We start from the raw sequence: 16,924 nt of genomic DNA, 5'->3' as shown, positions 1-16,924 counted from the left end.
AAAGCCCCGCCGCTTAAGTAACATGGCGGGCTGACGAACGAATAAATACAGCGAAACGATAGTGGCACAACGAGATTATGTACGTCGCGGCCAGCCGGCACCTTCGCGACGCAAAAAGAGTAGTTCAAAAAGCAAGCAGCGTAATCTGCCTGCGGTCTCGCCAGCAATGGTCGCTATTGCTGCGGCGGTACTGGTGGCTTTTATTGGCGGCCTGTACTTCATCACGCACCATAAAAAAGAAGAGTCCGAGGCGCTTCAGGGCAACAAAGTGGCGGGAAATGGTCTGCCGCCGAAACCTGAAGAGCGCTGGCGCTATATTAAAGAGCTGGAAAGCCGTCAGCCTGGCGTGCGTGCGCCTACCGAGCCTTCAGCCGGTGGCGAAGTGAAAAATGCCGACCAGCTGACGGACGAGCAGCGCCAGCTGCTGGCACAAATGCAGGCCGATATGCGTCAGCAGCCAACGCAGCTGAACGAAGTGCCGTGGAATGAACAGACGCCAGCACAGCGTCAGCAAACGCTGCAGCTGCAGCGTCAGCGCCAGGCACAAATTCAGCAGCAGCAACAGCAGCAGTGGACGCAAACCCAGCCGGTGCAGCAGCCGAAAGCGCAGCCTTACCAGCAACCGCAGCAGCAGACGCGTACGGTGCAATCACAGCCTGTTCAACAGCCAAAAGCGCAGCCACAAAAACAAGCGGCTCAGCCGTATCAGGATCTGCTCCAGACGCCAGCGCATACCACCGCGCAGCAGCCGAAAACGCAGCAGGCCGCGCCGGTGACCAAAGAGACCGAAGCGCCGAAGCAGACGGCAGAGAAAAAAGACGAGCGCCGCTGGATGGTGCAGTGCGGTTCGTTTAAAGGCGCCGAGCAGGCGGAAACGGTGCGTGCTCAGTTGGCGTTTGAAGGATTTGATTCACGCATTACCACCAACAACGGCTGGAATCGCGTGGTGATTGGCCCGGTCAAAGGCAAAGAAAATGCCGATGGCACCATTTCGCGCCTGAAAGTGGCCGGTCATACAAACTGCATTCGACTCGCCTCCGGGGGTTGAAACCCCCAAAATCTCCCCCATCTATCATTTAATTCAGCCCTGAGCACAGGCTCAGGGCTTCTGTTTCCCGAATTTGTAACCAGGGGGTCTGCTCGTGACAACAATAGTAAGTGTACGCCGTAACGGCCATGTGGTAATCGCCGGTGATGGCCAGGCCACGCTGGGTAATACCGTCATGAAAGGCAACGTGAAGAAAGTGCGTCGTCTCTACAACGACAAAGTGATCGCCGGTTTTGCAGGCGGCACGGCGGATGCCTTCACGCTGTTTGAACTGTTTGAACGCAAACTGGAAATGCACCAGGGTCATCTGGTGAAAGCCGCCGTTGAGCTGGCGAAAGACTGGCGTACCGACCGTATGCTGCGCAAGCTCGAAGCGCTGCTGGCGGTCGCGGATGAAACCGCTTCGCTTATCATCACCGGTAACGGTGACGTGATTCAGCCGGAAAACGACCTGATTGCCATCGGCTCTGGCGGCCCTTATGCCCAGGCTGCAGCCCGCGCGCTGTTGGAAAATACCGACATGAACGCGCGTGATATCGCGGTGAAGGCGTTGGATATTGCAGGTGATATCTGCATCTATACCAACCACAACCACACCATCGAAGAATTGACCTCCAAAGCGTAAGGACCTCCCATGTCTGAAATGACCCCACGCGAAATTGTCAGCGAACTGAACAAACACATTATCGGCCAGGATAACGCCAAGCGCTCCGTGGCCATCGCGCTGCGTAACCGCTGGCGTCGTATGCAGCTTGATGAAGAGCTGCGTCACGAAGTCACGCCGAAAAACATTCTGATGATCGGCCCGACCGGCGTCGGGAAAACCGAAATCGCCCGTCGTCTGGCGAAGCTGGCGAACGCGCCGTTCATCAAAGTTGAAGCCACCAAGTTCACCGAAGTGGGCTATGTGGGTAAAGAAGTGGACTCCATCATCCGCGATCTGACCGACTCGGCGATCAAAATGGTGCGCGTCCAGGCGATCGAGAAAAACCGCTACCGCGCGGAAGAGATGGCCGAAGAGCGCATTCTCGACGTGCTGATCCCACCGGCGAAAAACAACTGGGGCCAGGCTGAACAGCAGTCTGAGCCTTCAGCCGCGCGTCAGGCGTTCCGCAAAAAACTGCGTGAAGGCCAGCTGGACGACAAAGAGATTGAGATCGACCTCGCGGCCGCGCCGATGGGCGTGGAAATCATGGCGCCTCCGGGCATGGAAGAGATGACCAGCCAGCTGCAGTCCATGTTCCAGAACCTGGGCGGCCAGAAGCAGAAAGCGCGTAAGCTGAAAATCAAAGATGCGATGAAGCTGCTGATTGAAGAAGAAGCGGCGAAGCTGGTGAACCCGGAAGAGCTGAAGCAGGACGCTATCGACGCGGTTGAGCAGCACGGCATCGTGTTCATCGACGAAATCGACAAAATTTGTAAGCGCGGCGGCAACAGTTCCGGCCCGGACGTGTCCCGCGAAGGCGTACAGCGCGACCTGCTGCCGCTGGTTGAAGGCTGCACCGTCTCCACCAAGCACGGCATGGTGAAAACGGACCACATCCTGTTTATCGCTTCCGGTGCGTTCCAGGTGGCCAGCCCGTCGGATCTGATCCCGGAACTGCAGGGTCGTCTGCCTATCCGCGTTGAGCTGCAGGCGCTGACCACTGAAGATTTCGAGCGCATCCTGACCGAGCCAAACGCCTCTGCTACCGTACAGTACAAAGCGCTGATGGCGACGGAAGGCGTGAACCTTGAGTTCACCGAGGACGGTATCAAGCGTATCGCCCAGGCCGCATGGCAGGTCAACGAAACCACCGAGAACATCGGTGCGCGTCGTCTGCACACCGTGCTGGAACGCCTGGTGGAAGATATCTCGTATGATGCGAGCGACCTCAACGGTCAAACCATTACCATTGACGCAGAATATGTGAGCAAACATCTGGATGCGTTAGTGGCAGATGAAGATCTGAGCCGTTTTATCCTATAATCGCGGTTACTGCATTCTCATCACTGTTAATGGGGGCTAAGGCCCCCATTTTTATTGGCTAAATTACTATGACTGATATCAGCCGTACTCAGGCGTGGCTCGAAAGCCTGCGCCCTAAAACGCTTCCTCTGGCCTTTGCCGCGATTATCGTCGGTACGGCGCTTGCCTGGTGGCAAGGTTATTTTGATCCGCTGGTCGCCGCGCTGGCATTGATTACCGCCGGCCTGCTGCAAATCCTCTCCAACCTCGCTAACGACTATGGTGATGCGGTGAAGGGCAGCGATAAGCCGGACCGTATCGGGCCGCTGCGCGGGATGCAGAAAGGGGTCATTACCCAGGCACAGATGAAGCGCGCGCTGATTATCACCGTGGTACTGATTTGCCTATCCGGCCTGGCGCTGGTGACGGTCGCCTCGAAAACCACCAGCGATTTCATTGGCTTCCTGGTGCTGGGTCTGCTCGCCATTATCGCGGCCATCACCTACACCGTCGGCACGCGCCCTTACGGCTATATTGGCCTCGGGGATATCTCCGTGCTGGTGTTCTTCGGCTGGCTGAGCGTGATGGGGAGCTGGTACTTACAGGCGCATACGGTGATCCCTGCCCTGTTCCTTCCCGCGACCGCCTGCGGCCTGCTGGCGACGGCGGTGCTGAACATCAATAACCTGCGCGATATCGACAGCGACCGTGAGAACGGCAAGAACACGCTGGCGGTGCGTCTGGGGCCGATGAATGCGCGCCGCTATCATGCCTGCCTGCTCATCGGCGCTTTGGTTTGCCTGGCGCTGTTTAACCTGATTTCCCTGCACAGTCTGTGGGGCTGGCTGTTTGTGCTTGCCGCGCCGCTGCTGGTTAAGCAGGCCCGCTTTGTGATGCGTGAACTCAGCCCGTCCGCTATGCCGCCGATGCTGGAACGTACGGTAAAAGGCGCGCTGCTGACTAACCTGTTGTTCGTCATTGGGATTGTGTTAAGCCAGACGCTCAGTTAGCTGACAAATATCAATTAACAATTGATGATTTTGCCAACAACGCATTTCGCACGATATACTGAACACATTCGCAGCAACTGAGCGTTAAACCTATGAAATACGATACCTCCGAGCTTTGTGACATCTACCAGGAAGATGTCAACGTCGTTGAACCGCTGTTCTCCAACTTTGGTGGGCGGTCGTCGTTTGGCGGTCAAATCGTCACGGTGAAATGTTTCGAGGACAACGGGTTGCTGTACGATCTGCTCGAACAGAACGGCCGTGGTCGCGTTCTGGTGGTCGACGGCGGCGGATCCGTGCGTCGCGCACTGATTGATGCCGAACTGGCCGGAATTGCCGTCCAGAACGAGTGGGAAGGCATTGTGGTGTACGGCTCCGTGCGTCAGGTGGACGATCTCGAAGACCTGGATATTGGAGTTCAGGCCATCGCGGCCATTCCGGTAGGCGCTGCGGGTGACGGCATCGGCGAAAGCGACGTGCGCGTTAACTTTGGCGGCGTGACCTTCTTCTCCGGGGACCATCTTTATGCCGATAACACCGGGATTATTCTTTCCGAAGATGCACTGGATATCGAATAAATAATCCCTGTAAGATAAAGGGGGGATTTTCCCCTTTATTTCAACAAGGATGTTTATGCGTGACTCATCGGCAACCCTCATTATTTATGGGACCACACTGCTGTTCGCTTTCCTCGGTGTCGGATTGTGGTTTATATCCCTCTCGACTTATGCAATTATATTAGCCAGCATTATTTTATTTGTTTTTCTGATAATTATCGCAGGGATTATTTACTTCGCCCATAATACAACCAGCATCAGGTTGCGTTATCTTATCTGCGGCGTAGTCGCCTTTTTAATCCTTTCTACTATTCGTGGCGTTTATAAAATAGCGACCCCGTGGACCTACGTCTTTCCCGAGCAACACGTTTCTATAAACTTGCCGGACAAAACGTGGAAGGTCGAGGATAAAATGCTTATTTCAAGAAATGGTGATGCGTTAGCCTTGAGCAAAATGATGACACTGCCTGTCGATATTCTTGATAACTTTTCCCATGAAGAATTTATTTCGCTTGCATTGGGCCTCACGACGACGGAAGAAGATATTCCTCATCATGAAAGTCAAGGCTGCTATATTGAACATCTGGAGTGTATCTACTACATTTCAAACCGGATCAAAGACAGTCCAGACAAGATTTATTTTGTCTTTCTGAAAGACAAAGAGAAAACCTATTTATTACAATTAAGAATGACGCCACAATATCTAAAATTATACCCTGATGCAGCATCCAATATGATCGCGTCTCTAAAAAAGGAATAATCCCTGACGCTTAACAAAAAAAAGCCATCATAGAGCATGATGGCTTGTTAACTTGAACTCATGAAGAAACGAGTATTAAACCTCTTCCATACGTCCCAGCAGCGCCTGCAGGCGATCCTGCCAGCCGTTCTGCTGTTCGCGCAGCTGGTTGTTTTCGCGCTCCAGTTCTTCGCGGCCGTGCTGAGCGTTCTGAACTTCCTGCGCCAGGCTGTTGTTCTTCTCTTTCAGCTCTTCAATTTCCATCTGCAGCAGCGTGATGGTGTCAATCGCCTGCTGTACTTTCGATTCCAGTTTCTCAAACACTTCTAAAGACATGATCCTACCTCTCCTGAATTGCAAGGCGACGCTTTAACGTAAACGCGCACAACATATGTTCCGATTGTATGGAGCGCAGTCGCCCCTGTCCAGCGGCATACCACGCAGATCGCGGTTTGCAACACTTTTCGGCCTCGTCCTGGTGCGTTCGCGGCATATACCTCTAAGTTGTTAACCCATTCGTTAAAGAAATGATTCAGCCCACCGTGCGCGACTGATGCAAAAACGCGCTTTATGGCGCGAAAACGCTCATTTTATTGACGCAGACCACACATTTTAATTTCGATATTTCTCGTTTTTGCTCGTTAACGATAAATTAACACTATGTCTACAGGGCATCGTGGCTGTCACGGGCGGCCACGCTAACAATAAACATCAATTTCTTCAGGATTCCGATTATGAGTCAGACATCAACCTTAAAAGGCCAGTGCATTGCCGAGTTCCTTGGTACCGGGTTGTTGATATTCTTCGGAGTGGGCTGTGTCGCTGCACTGAAAGTGGCGGGTGCCAGTTTTGGTCAGTGGGAAATCAGTATCATCTGGGGTCTGGGCGTGGCGATGGCCATCTACCTGACTGCAGGGGTTTCTGGTGCACATCTTAACCCGGCGGTGACTATCGCACTGTGGCTTTTCGCGTGCTTCGACGGACGCAAAGTTGTTCCTTTCATTATTTCTCAATTTGCCGGCGCGTTTTGCGCAGCGGCGTTAGTTTACGGGCTTTATTACAATCTTTTCATCGACTTCGAACAGACGCATCATATGGTACGCGGCAGCGTCGAAAGTCTGGATCTGGCAGGCATCTTCTCAACCTACCCTAACCCGCACATCAATTTTGTGCAGGCGTTCGCAGTAGAAATGGTGATTACCGCTATTCTGATGGGCGTTATCCTGGCGCTGACCGACGATGGAAACGGCATTCCGCGCGGCCCGCTGGCCCCCCTGCTGATTGGTCTTCTGATTGCGGTGATTGGCGCATCCATGGGCCCGCTGACCGGCTTCGCGATGAATCCGGCGCGTGATATCGGACCAAAAGCGTTCGCCTTTATCGCAGGCTGGGGTGACGTGGCATTCACGGGTGGTAAAGATATCCCTTACTTCCTGGTGCCGCTGTTTGCGCCGGTTGTTGGGGCTGCGCTGGGCGCATTTAGCTACCGCAAATTAATTGGTCGCCATTTACCGTGCGACACCTGTGTGGACGAGGAGAAGGAAACGACTTCTACCGCACAACAAAAAGCTTCGCTGTAATCTGACTACGGGACACATACCATGACCGAAAAAAAATATATCGTTGCGCTCGACCAGGGCACTACCAGCTCCCGCGCTGTCGTAATGGATCATGACGCGAACATTGTCAGCGTGTCTCAACGTGAATTTGAGCAAATTTATCCTCGTCCAGGCTGGGTAGAGCACGACCCGATGGAGATCTGGGCATCACAAAGCTCCACGCTGGTGGAAGTGCTGGCGAAAGCCGATATCAGTTCCGACGAGATTGCCGCTATCGGCATTACCAACCAGCGTGAAACCACCGTGGTCTGGGAACGTGAAACCGGTAAGCCTATTTACAACGCCATCGTCTGGCAGTGCCGCCGTACGTCAGAGATCTGCGAACAGCTGAAGCGCGACGGGATGGAAGAGTACGTGCGCAGCGCCACCGGTCTGGTGGTTGACCCGTATTTCTCCGGTACCAAAGTGAAGTGGATCCTCGATCACGTGGAAGGTTCACGCGAGCGTGCAAAACGCGGCGAGCTGCTGTTCGGGACCGTCGATACCTGGCTTATCTGGAAGATGACCCAGGGACGCGTCCACGTCACCGACTACACCAACGCCTCGCGTACCATGCTGTTCAACATCAACACCCTGGAGTGGGATGACAAGATGCTGGACGCGCTGGACATCCCGCGCGCGATGCTGCCTGAAGTGCGTAAGTCGTCTGAAGTGTACGGCCAGACCAATATCGGCGGTAAAGGCGGCACCCGTATTCCTATCGCCGGGATCGCCGGTGACCAGCAGGCGGCGCTGTTCGGCCAGCTGTGCGTCAAGGAAGGGATGGCGAAGAACACCTACGGCACCGGCTGCTTTATGCTGATGAACACCGGCGAAAAAGCGGTGAAATCAGAAAACGGTCTGCTGACCACCATTGCCTGCGGCCCGCGCGGCGAAGTGAACTATGCGCTGGAAGGTGCGGTGTTTATGGCGGGCGCATCCATTCAGTGGCTGCGCGACGAGATGAAGCTGATCAGCGACGCGTTTGACTCCGAGTACTTCGCGACCAAAGTGAAAGACACCAACGGCGTGTACGTGGTACCAGCGTTCACCGGTCTGGGCGCACCGTACTGGGACCCGTATGCCCGCGGCGCAATTTTCGGCCTGACGCGCGGTGTGAACTCTAACCACATCATCCGTGCCACCCTGGAATCCATCGCCTACCAGACGCGCGACGTGCTGGAAGCGATGCAGGCAGACTCCGGCATTCGTCTGCACGCCCTGCGCGTGGACGGTGGTGCGGTCGCGAATAACTTCCTGATGCAGTTCCAGTCCGACATTCTGGGCACCCGCGTTGAGCGCCCTGAAGTGCGTGAGGTGACGGCGCTGGGTGCGGCGTACCTTGCCGGTCTGGCGGTAGGCTTCTGGCAGAACCTGGACGAGCTGCAGGAGAAAGCGGTCATCGAACGCGAATTCCGCCCTGGCATCGAAACCACCGAGCGTAACTTCCGCTACAGCGGCTGGAAGAAAGCGGTGAAACGCGCCCTGGCGTGGGAAGAGCACGAAGAGTAAGACCAACTTATCCCCCCTCACCCCTAACCCTCTCCCCAAAGGGGATTAAGTCCCCTCGCCCCTTTGGGGAGAGGGTTAGGGTGAGGGGGGTTCCAACCGCACCGGTCCCTCCCCCCTCCTCACTCTGTGATAAACTTCGTGCAATTCCTTTTGATTGTACGAGTCCCTAATGAAACGTGAACTTGCTATCGAGTTTTCCCGCGTCACCGAAGCGGCCGCCCTTGCAGGCTATAAATGGCTTGGCCGTGGCGATAAAAATACCGCAGACGGCGCAGCCGTCCACGCCATGCGCATTGTGCTTAACCAGGTCAACATCGACGGCACCATCGTGATTGGTGAAGGCGAGATCGACGAAGCGCCAATGCTCTACATCGGTGAAAAAGTCGGTACCGGCAAAGGAGATGCGGTGGATATCGCGGTTGACCCGATCGAAGGCACCCGCATGACGGCGATGGGTCAGGCCAATGCGCTCGCTGTGCTGGCCGTGGGCGATAAAGGCTGCTTCCTCAACGCGCCGGATATGTACATGGAAAAGCTGATTGTCGGTCCTGGCGCGAAAGGCGCAATCGACCTGAGCCTGCCGCTGGATGCTAACCTGCGCAATATCGCAGCGGCGCTGGGTAAACCGCTCAACGAACTCACCGTCACAATTCTGGCGAAACCGCGTCACGACGCCACCATCTCTTATCTGCAAGCACTCGGCGTGCGCGTGTTTGCCATTCCTGACGGTGACGTTGCCGCCTCGATCCTGACCTGCATGCCGGACAGCGAAGTCGACGTGCTTTATGGCATCGGCGGCGCGCCGGAAGGCGTGGTCTCTGCAGCGGTGATCCGTGCGCTGGACGGCGATATGCAGGCACGCCTGCTGCCGCGTCATGAGGTGAAAGGCGACAGCGACGAGAACCGTCGTATCGGTGAGAACGAGCTTGCGCGCTGCGCAGCGATGGGTATCGAAGCCAATAAAGTGCTGGCGCTGAACGACATGGCCCGCAGCGATAACGTGGTCTTCTCAGCAACCGGCATCACCAAAGGCGACCTGCTGGATGGCATTACCCGCAAGGGCAACATGGCGACCACTGAAACGCTGCTGATCCGCGGTAAATCACGCACCATCCGACGCATTCAGTCAATTCACTATCTCGACCGCAAAGACCCGGACGTGCAGACGCACATTCTGTGAAACCGTTTGATCGATAGAGCTTTCCGGCCCGAAGGGGCTGGAAATGTTTCCCACAAGTACGGAAGATGGAACAGAGAAACAGCACAGGAGAAGATCATGGCGGACTGGGTAACAGGTAAAGTCACAAAGATAGAATTCTGGACCGATGCGCTATTTAGTCTCACCCTGCATGCTCCCGTTCACCCGTTTAAGGCCGGGCAATTTGCGAAGCTGGGGCTGGATGTCGACGGCGAGCGCGTGCAGCGCGCCTACTCTTACGTTAACGCGCCGGATAACCCGGATCTCGAGTTCTATCTGGTCACCGTTCCGGACGGCAAGCTCAGCCCCCGCCTCGCCGCCCTTAAGCCCGGCGACGATGTGCAAATCGTGAGCGAAGCGGCGGGCTTCTTTGTGCTCGAAGAGATCCCTGACTGTGACACGCTCTGGATGCTGGCAACCGGCACGGCTATCGGTCCCTATCTTTCCATTCTGCAATACGGCAAAGATCTGGAGCGCTTCAAAAACATCGTGCTGGTGCACGCTGCGCGCTACGCTGCAGACCTGAGCTATCTGCCGCAAATGCAGGCGCTGGAACAGCAGTACGGTGGGAAGTTAAAGATTCAGACCGTGGTCAGCCGTGAAACCGTAGCAGGAACGCTTACCGGTCGCGTGCCGGCCCTAATTGAGAGTGGAGCCCTGGAAGACGCAGTGGGTTTACCAATGACGGCCGAAACCAGCCACGTCATGCTGTGCGGTAACCCGCAGATGGTGCGGGACACGCAGCAGCTTCTGAAGGATACCCGGCAGATGACGAAACATCTTCGCCGCCGACCGGGCCATATGACCGCTGAACACTACTGGTGATCAGCGGTATTTCACCTCGACGGTGTCTTTACCGTATTTGTTTTCGCTCTGGGTGCCGATAAACGCGCCCAGATCGACAATCATCATCACGAAGATGACCGACGGCAGCAGCCTGCCCACGACCCACGGAAGGATGGATGGGAGCATCGCCCAGTTTCCTGCCACCAGCATCCACGCCAGAATAATCAGAAACGCCCATGCGCCGGAGCGGCCGCGATCGTGCAGGCGTTTCACCACGACGGCCGCCGTTGGCCATAGCAGGCAGACCAGCGCAAATGCCGCCGTTTGCGTGCTCAGCCAGGCGTTGTAAGCGACGAAAAACAGAAGCAGCATGGCGACAACCCACGTCACCATCCAGACCCAGAAATCACGGCGTCCAATACGCCCTTTGAATGAAAACAGCCACTGCTGTATGGTCATGTAAGGTTCCTTATTATCGTTTAGCCCGCATTTTACCCTGGAGTTGTGACCTTTTGACAAGCCGACCAGATATCGTTTTAATCATGAGCACTTACGGCCAGGTGCAATGTTGATGAAAAATTCGGCACATTCTCTTTTCCTGTGTTTCGCGATGCTCAGCGCGGGTTTTCCGCTGCACGCCGCCGACACCGCGGCCCCCACCACTGCGCCGTATTTGCTGGCAGGCGCGCCGTCTTTCGATCAATCCATCAGCCAGTTTCGCGAAGCCTTCAATCAGGCCAACCCAGCGCTGCCGCTGGATGAATTTCGCGCCATTGATAGCTCCCGCGATACCCCAACCCTGACCCGTGCAGCGAGCAAGATTAACGAGAATTTGTATGCTTCCACGGCGCTGGAGCGCGGTACGTTAAAAATCAAAAGCATGCAAATCACCTGGCTGCCGATTCAGGGGCCAGAGCAGAAAGCCGCTAAATCGAAGGCGCTTGATTACATGAGCGCGGTGCTGCAGGCGTTTACGCCTGCGCTGACGAAAAAGCAAAGCCAGCAAAAGCTGCAAAAACTGCTGGCCGCCGGTAAAAACAAGCGGTACTACGCCACAACCGAAGGCGCGATCCGCTATGTGGTGGCAGATAACGGCGAAAAAGGACTGACCTTCGCCGTTGAACCGATTAAGCTGGCGCTATCTGACACCCTTGGCGGGGCGAATTAATGACAAAAAGCAAAGCCTTTCGAGGGAAAATCTCTATACTGATTCACAGACCATGCTGCCCGAGAGGGCGGCCATATTCCTTAATTCGCTTATTTAGCGTGGAGAATTGAAATGCGACATCCTTTAGTGATGGGTAACTGGAAACTGAACGGCAGCCGCCACATGGTAAACGAACTGGTTGCGAACCTGCGTAAAGAGCTGGCTGGCGTGACCGGCTGCGCGGTTGCTATCGCTCCGCCGGATATGTACCTGGATCTGGCTAAACGTGCCGCTGACGGCAGCCACATCGTGCTGGGCGCGCAGAACGTTGACGTTAACCTGTCTGGCGCGTTCACCGGTGAAACTTCCGCTGAAATGCTGAAAGATATCGGCGCGAAATACATCATCATCGGCCACTCCGAGCGTCGCACTTACCACAAAGAATCTGACGAGTTCATCGCGAAGAAATTCGCCGTGCTGAAAGAGCAGGGTCTGATCCCAGTTCTGTGCATCGGTGAAACCGAAGCGGAAAACGAAGCGGGCAAAACCGAAGAAGTGTGCGCGCGTCAGATCGACGCCGTGCTGAAAACTCAGGGCGCGGCAGCGTTCGAAGGCGCGGTTATCGCTTACGAGCCAGTCTGGGCGATCGGTACCGGCAAATCTGCAACCCCTGCGCAGGCTCAGGCAGTGCACAAATTCATTCGTGACCACATTGCTAAAGCCGACGCGAAAGTCGCTGAGCAAGTGATCATCCAGTACGGCGGCTCCGTAAACGCCTCCAACGCTGCTGAGCTGTTCACCCAGCCAGACATCGATGGCGCGCTGGTTGGCGGTGCATCCCTGAAAGCTGACGCTTTCGCGGTGATCGTTAAAGCGGCAGAAGCGGCTAAACAGGCGTAATGGCCTTTGTGGCGGGTGGCGCTTGCGCTTACCCACCGCTCTTCTCCTCCCTCTCCTTTGGGAGAGGGTTGGGGTGAGGGGAAACCCCTCGCACCGAACTACACTTTATCTAATACGCTAAACCACAAATAATCCAGCGGCAGCAGCACCAGATACGTTGCGATAGCCAGCGCCAGACAAAGCACCATCCCCGCCCTTGCAGGCACCTTCCCGAGCCCCATTGCCACCACAATCGGCGACGCCTGATACGGCAGCAGCGGCGTGGAATAGCCCAGCACCTGAATCATGATCACCGACAGCAGCGGGAAACCGGTCGCGTCCGAGAAGCTCTGAGCCAGGGTAGTGTACAACGCCGGAACGCCGTTAGCAGTCATAATGAAGTTGAGCGCTGTGGTAATACCGGTCAGCGCCAGAAAGCTGGTGAACGGTTTGTCCGCATCCAGCGGCATAATGCGCAGCAGCGCTTCGCCCACGGCCGTTCCGATACCGGTTTGCGTCACGACGATCGCCAGCCCAAGAATACCCGCGACGTAAATGCAGGTACGCATGTTCACGCCCGCAGAAAACTCCTCCCCGGTGATAAAGCCAACGCGCGGCAGCATGACGATGATCGACGCCGCCAGCCCCGTCCACGCGGGCCCTACGCCGTGCCAGCTCTCCGTGACCCACATTCCCAGCACCAGCGCCAGCAGCCAGGCGAGACGCTTTTCGTCCCGCCCCATGGGTTCAGACAGCGCCAGATCCTTCGGGGGTTTTGGGCTGCCGGGGAACAGCCAGCAGATGAGGCCAATCAGAATCAGGCCTTTGAGAATACCCAGCACCGGCGTATGCAGCAGCAGATACGGAACATAGTTCAGGTGAATGCCGTACGAGCCTTCCGCGGCACCGCTCATCACCAGGTTAGGGACGTTTGCAGGCAGGATAGTTGCCGAAAGCTGGAAGGTGCCGAACCCGACGGCCAGCGCCAGACCAAACCAGGCGCGGGAGCCGTCGGCGATACCGGCGCGTTTCGCCATCGCCGCGACAATGGGCATCAGCAGCGCAATACGCCCCATGTTTGACGGCATCACAAACGCCAGCGCGTAGCTGAGCAATACCACGCTCGCCACCATCAGCACCCAGGAGTCAGTGAGCTTTGCCGACAGCGCCCGGGCGGCCCTGTCCGCCAGCCCGGTTTTACGGATCGCCACGCCCAGTACAAACCCGCTGAATACCAGCCAAAAAGCCGACGAGGCAAAACCGCCGAAGATCGCTTCCGGCGGGGCGATTCTGGCGGCCATCGCCGCCGTAAAGAACAGCAGCGCGGTGATAAATTCTGGCAATAGCGACGTCGCCCACAGCACGATGGTGACGCCGACGATCAGCGAGGGCAGCAGCAGAGGATGCGTTAACCAGAGCGACATACCTGTCTCCTGTAGATTTTTTCAGCAAGTCTACGGTGACAGGCAGCCCGAGTAAACGCGATTTATGGTGGGGTTACTTCAGGATAGCGCATTGATGATCCTGCAATTCCTCTGCCGAGGCGCGGTTGAGCGTGAGCAGGTTACGCTCCGTAGCCAGCAGAATAAAAGATCCATCCGACTGCTGCGCCATTGCCAGCGCGAAACGCCCCATATGGTCGCGCGCTTCCGGCAGCTCTTCCGCCAGCATCATAAACGGGCTGCGCTGGACCAGTTCATTCTCCGTCACCCGGCGAGCAAGATACTCATGCCCTTCCAGCCCGCCCGGGAATGGTAGCCACTGGGTGCTGATTTCTCCCTGCGCCGCGTTAAGCTTCTCGCGCACGTCCGGGCGCAGGCAGGAGATATGGATATGGAAATGGTTCTGCGTACGGCCTGTCGGAGAGTTAATCGTCAGCGAAATGGCGCTGTCCGGCACCTCGGAGCCACGCTTCATGGTCATAAAGCTGCGCGACTGCCACGCCAGCCAGAAGAAGTTCGGCGTGTGAGGCTCGGTCAGGAGCGGGCTTTCGGTGCCATTGATGCGGTACGTTGGCATCAGCAGATACTGCAGCGGCCCGTTGCGGTCTTTAAATACCACATAGCCCGCGTCAGGCTTCACCTGCGCGCAGGGCGCCGGGTTACGGTGTTGCAGTTGATTAGGCAGGCACTGGTCGAGAACGATATGGCGCAACGCATTCGGATTACCCGCTTTTATCCAGTACACGCCGCCTGCGGCAAGAGCGATGACAATCAGGATCAGTAAGATAATTTTTTTCACAACGCGTTCCCTGTTTTCAATAGAGGCAAAAGAGTAACGCAAAATGATGACCAAATAAAAAACCCGGTGGATTTCTCACACCGGGTCGCCGTGTCGTTTGTTGTGGTTTAGCGCTGGCTAATCTGGTCGAAGGTGCCGCCATTAGAGAAATGCTCTTTCTGCGCTTTCGTCCAGCCGCCGAACACATCATCAATGGTGAAGAGCTTCAGTTTCGGGAATTCGCTATCGTATTTCTTCGCGACAGCCGCATCGCGTGGACGATAGAAGTTCTTCGCCGCGATTTCCTGGCCTTCCGGCGAGTAAAGATACTTCAGGTAGGCTTCCGCCACCGCTTTGGTGCCTTTCTTATCAACGACCTTATCGACCACGGAAACGGTCGGCTCAGCGAGGATGGATTCGCTCGGGGTCACGATCTCAAACTTGTCTTTACCCAGCTCGTGGGTCGCCAGCAGGGCTTCGTTTTCCCACGCAATCAGCACGTCGCCAATGCCGCGTTCGACGAAGGTGTTAGTGGCACCGCGTGCGCCGGAGTCCAGCACTTCGACGTTTTTGTACAGGGATTTGACGAATTCCTGCGCTTTAGCCTGGTCACCGTTGTTGTGGTGCAGCGCGTAGCCCCAGGCCGCGAGGTAGTTCCAGCGTGCACCGCCGGAGCTTTTCGGGTTCGGGGTAATCACAGAAACGCCCGGTTTGATCAGGTCGTTCCAGTCCTTAATCTGTTTCGGGTTTCCTTTACGCACCAGGAAGACGATGGTCGAGGTGTATGGCGCGGAGTTATCCGGCAAACGTTTGATCCAGTTTTTGTCGATACGACCACGCTCGGCGATGGCGTCGACATCATAGGCCAGCGCCAGGGTCACCACGTCGGCTTCAATACCGTTAATCACAGACGTCGCCTGCTTACCGGAGCCACCGTGAGACTGACGAATTACCACGTTATCGCCGGTTTCCTGTTTGTAGTGCGCCGCAAAGGCTTTGTTGTATTGATCGTACAGCTCACGCGTCGGGTCATACGACACATTCAGTAACTGGATGTCCTTTGCCAGAACGCTGGTCGATGCCAGCAATAACGTTAAACCCACGCCCCATTTATTCATCGCCCAGCTCTCTTGTGTAGTGTTTTGATGAATGCAGCGTGCCAGAAAGCGAATCGAGGATTAAAGAATAAAAAAAGATTGGCTATAACGAAGAGGAATAAAAGCCCTCTTCTGAAAGAAGAGGGCTTGAAGGATCAGTACAGTTTTTTGGCGCAGTCCAGCCAGTCACCTTTGAACGGACGCTTCATGTTTTCAATCGCGTCGATGATGTCATGGTGAACCAGCTGTTCGTTCTGAATACCGACGCAGCGGCCGCCGTGGCCTTGCAGCAGCAGCTCGATAGCGTACGCACCCATACGGGATGCCAGGATACGGTCGTACGGGCCCGGGGAACCGCCGCGCTGGATGTGACCCAGAACGGTTGCGCGGGTTTCGCGTTTGGTTTCGGTTTCGATGTACTTCGCCAGCTCGTCAACGTCACAGATGTGCTCGGTGATAGCCACAATCGCGTGTTTCTTACCCTTCGCGATGCCCGCTTTGATTTCAGCGACCAGATCTTCGCGGCTGAACTCCACTTCAGGAACCACGACGAACTCACAGCCACCGGCGATAGCCGCCGCCAGGGTCAGGTCGCCGCAGTAACGGCCCATCACTTCAACGATAGAGATACGCTGGTGAGAAGAGGAGGTGTCACGCAGACGGTCAATGGCTTCCACAACGGTGCCCAGCGCGGTGAAGTAACCGATGGTGTAGTCAGTGCCTTTGATGTCGTTGTCGATGGTGCCCGGCAGGCCGATGCACGGGAAGCCCATTTCGGTCAGACGTTTTGCACCCATGTACGAGCCGTCACCGCCGATGACCACCAGCGCGTCCAGGCCACGCTTTTTCATGTTCTCTATAGCCACTTCACGGATGTGTTCGTCACGGAATTCCGGGAAGCGCGCAGACCCAAGGAAGGTACCGCCACGGTTGATCATGTCAGACACGCTGTAGCGGTCGAGCTGAACCATACGGTCTTCATACAGACCCAGGTAACCATCATAGATACCAAAAACTTCCAGACCTTCCGTCAGCGCTGCACGGACAACCCCACGAATTGCCGCGTTCATGCCCGGCGCATCACCGCCGCTTGTCAACACACCGATTTTCTTAATCATGACTACCTCTGAACTTAGGAATGCAAAATTGAAATCTGTTGCCGGAAGAAACTTATCGACCAACGAA

The 16,924-nt window shown here is 55.9% G+C and carries 18 protein-coding genes; 12 read left to right on the top strand and 6 right to left on the bottom strand.

Going from position 1 to position 16,924, the window contains the following annotated elements; translation table 11 throughout:
- Window positions 1-61: 61 nt before the first annotated feature.
- From ftsN to URZ40_RS18675, 6 genes are all read left to right on the top strand, one after another.
- Window positions 62-1,048 (top strand): cell division protein FtsN, encoded by a 987-nt coding sequence (ftsN, locus tag URZ40_RS18700; protein ID WP_316380719.1) that lies wholly within the window; start codon window positions 62-64, stop codon window positions 1,046-1,048.
- A gap of 94 nt (window positions 1,049-1,142) precedes the next feature.
- Window positions 1,143-1,673, top strand: coding sequence for an ATP-dependent protease subunit HslV (gene hslV, locus URZ40_RS18695; protein WP_008501802.1), 531 nt, complete (start codon window positions 1,143-1,145; stop codon window positions 1,671-1,673).
- Window positions 1,674-1,682: 9 nt separating this feature from the next.
- Window positions 1,683-3,017 carry an HslU--HslV peptidase ATPase subunit gene (hslU, locus tag URZ40_RS18690; RefSeq protein ID WP_116343777.1) on the top strand — a complete coding sequence of 445 codons (1,335 nt, stop codon included), beginning with the start codon at window positions 1,683-1,685 and terminating at the stop codon, window positions 3,015-3,017.
- 68 nt (window positions 3,018-3,085) lie between these two features.
- Window positions 3,086-4,006: a 1,4-dihydroxy-2-naphthoate polyprenyltransferase gene (gene menA, locus URZ40_RS18685; protein ID WP_316380718.1), complete on the top strand. Its 921-nt coding sequence runs from the start codon at window positions 3,086-3,088 to the stop codon at window positions 4,004-4,006.
- Window positions 4,007-4,098: 92 nt separating this feature from the next.
- Window positions 4,099-4,584, top strand: a complete 486-nt coding sequence (gene rraA, locus URZ40_RS18680) for a ribonuclease E activity regulator RraA (protein WP_316380717.1) — start codon at window positions 4,099-4,101, stop codon at window positions 4,582-4,584.
- Between the two features lie 55 nt (window positions 4,585-4,639).
- On the top strand, window positions 4,640-5,323 hold the full coding sequence (locus URZ40_RS18675; RefSeq protein ID WP_316380716.1) for a hypothetical protein: 684 nt from the start codon (window positions 4,640-4,642) through the stop codon (window positions 5,321-5,323).
- Between the two features lie 75 nt (window positions 5,324-5,398).
- Here URZ40_RS18675 and zapB read toward each other — a convergent pair whose 3' ends face one another.
- A complete protein-coding gene (zapB, locus tag URZ40_RS18670; RefSeq protein ID WP_010436935.1) occupies window positions 5,399-5,638 on the bottom strand; it encodes a septal ring assembly protein ZapB in 240 nt (79 codons plus the stop codon).
- A 398-nt stretch (window positions 5,639-6,036) separates the two neighbouring features.
- Between zapB and URZ40_RS18665 the strand changes: the two genes are divergently transcribed.
- From URZ40_RS18665 to fpr, 4 genes are all read left to right on the top strand, one after another.
- On the top strand, window positions 6,037-6,882 hold the full coding sequence (locus tag URZ40_RS18665) for an MIP/aquaporin family protein (RefSeq protein ID WP_013099317.1): 846 nt from the start codon (window positions 6,037-6,039) through the stop codon (window positions 6,880-6,882).
- Window positions 6,883-6,903: 21 nt separating this feature from the next.
- Window positions 6,904-8,412: a glycerol kinase GlpK gene (gene glpK / locus URZ40_RS18660; protein WP_062936027.1), complete on the top strand. Its 1,509-nt coding sequence runs from the start codon at window positions 6,904-6,906 to the stop codon at window positions 8,410-8,412.
- A gap of 169 nt (window positions 8,413-8,581) precedes the next feature.
- A complete protein-coding gene (glpX, locus tag URZ40_RS18655; RefSeq protein WP_320720973.1) occupies window positions 8,582-9,592 on the top strand; it encodes a class II fructose-bisphosphatase in 1,011 nt (336 codons plus the stop codon).
- A 96-nt stretch (window positions 9,593-9,688) separates the two neighbouring features.
- Window positions 9,689-10,435, top strand: coding sequence for a ferredoxin--NADP(+) reductase (gene fpr, locus URZ40_RS18650; protein ID WP_116343773.1), 747 nt, complete (start codon window positions 9,689-9,691; stop codon window positions 10,433-10,435).
- Here the strand turns inward: fpr and URZ40_RS18645 are convergent, their stop codons facing one another.
- Window positions 10,436-10,855, bottom strand: a complete 420-nt coding sequence (locus URZ40_RS18645) for a DUF805 domain-containing protein (protein WP_028014847.1) — start codon at window positions 10,853-10,855, stop codon at window positions 10,436-10,438.
- Window positions 10,856-10,967: 112 nt separating this feature from the next.
- On the opposite strand from URZ40_RS18645, the gene URZ40_RS18640 reads away from it, so the two are divergent.
- On the top strand, window positions 10,968-11,564 hold the full coding sequence (locus tag URZ40_RS18640) for a DUF1454 family protein (protein WP_316380715.1): 597 nt from the start codon (window positions 10,968-10,970) through the stop codon (window positions 11,562-11,564).
- A 111-nt stretch (window positions 11,565-11,675) separates the two neighbouring features.
- The gene (gene tpiA / locus URZ40_RS18635; protein WP_006808674.1) at window positions 11,676-12,443 is read left to right on the top strand and encodes a triose-phosphate isomerase; all 768 of its coding nucleotides are present in this window, start codon (window positions 11,676-11,678) and stop codon (window positions 12,441-12,443) included.
- Window positions 12,444-12,541: 98 nt separating this feature from the next.
- Here tpiA and URZ40_RS18630 read toward each other — a convergent pair whose 3' ends face one another.
- The 4 genes from URZ40_RS18630 to pfkA all read right to left on the bottom strand — a co-directional run bounded on the left by URZ40_RS18630 (window position 12,542) and on the right by pfkA (window position 16,857).
- Window positions 12,542-13,846 (bottom strand): SLC13 family permease, encoded by a 1,305-nt coding sequence (locus tag URZ40_RS18630; RefSeq protein ID WP_316380714.1) that lies wholly within the window; start codon window positions 13,844-13,846, stop codon window positions 12,542-12,544.
- Between the two features lie 73 nt (window positions 13,847-13,919).
- A complete protein-coding gene (locus URZ40_RS18625; protein ID WP_116343769.1) occupies window positions 13,920-14,663 on the bottom strand; it encodes a CDP-diacylglycerol diphosphatase in 744 nt (247 codons plus the stop codon).
- A gap of 107 nt (window positions 14,664-14,770) precedes the next feature.
- A complete protein-coding gene (locus URZ40_RS18620; RefSeq protein ID WP_116343768.1) occupies window positions 14,771-15,760 on the bottom strand; it encodes a sulfate ABC transporter substrate-binding protein in 990 nt (329 codons plus the stop codon).
- A gap of 134 nt (window positions 15,761-15,894) precedes the next feature.
- Window positions 15,895-16,857 (bottom strand): 6-phosphofructokinase, encoded by a 963-nt coding sequence (pfkA, locus tag URZ40_RS18615; protein WP_028014852.1) that lies wholly within the window; start codon window positions 16,855-16,857, stop codon window positions 15,895-15,897.
- Window positions 16,858-16,924: the final 67 nt, after the last annotated feature.

The sequence above is a fragment of the Enterobacter sp. 296B2 genome (assembly GCF_034106185.1).
In the GTDB taxonomy this organism is placed as follows: Bacteria; Pseudomonadota; Gammaproteobacteria; order Enterobacterales; family Enterobacteriaceae; genus Enterobacter; species Enterobacter cloacae_N.
Note: the sequence above shows the minus strand (reverse complement) of the source record. Positions and strands in the feature narration are given on the sequence as shown.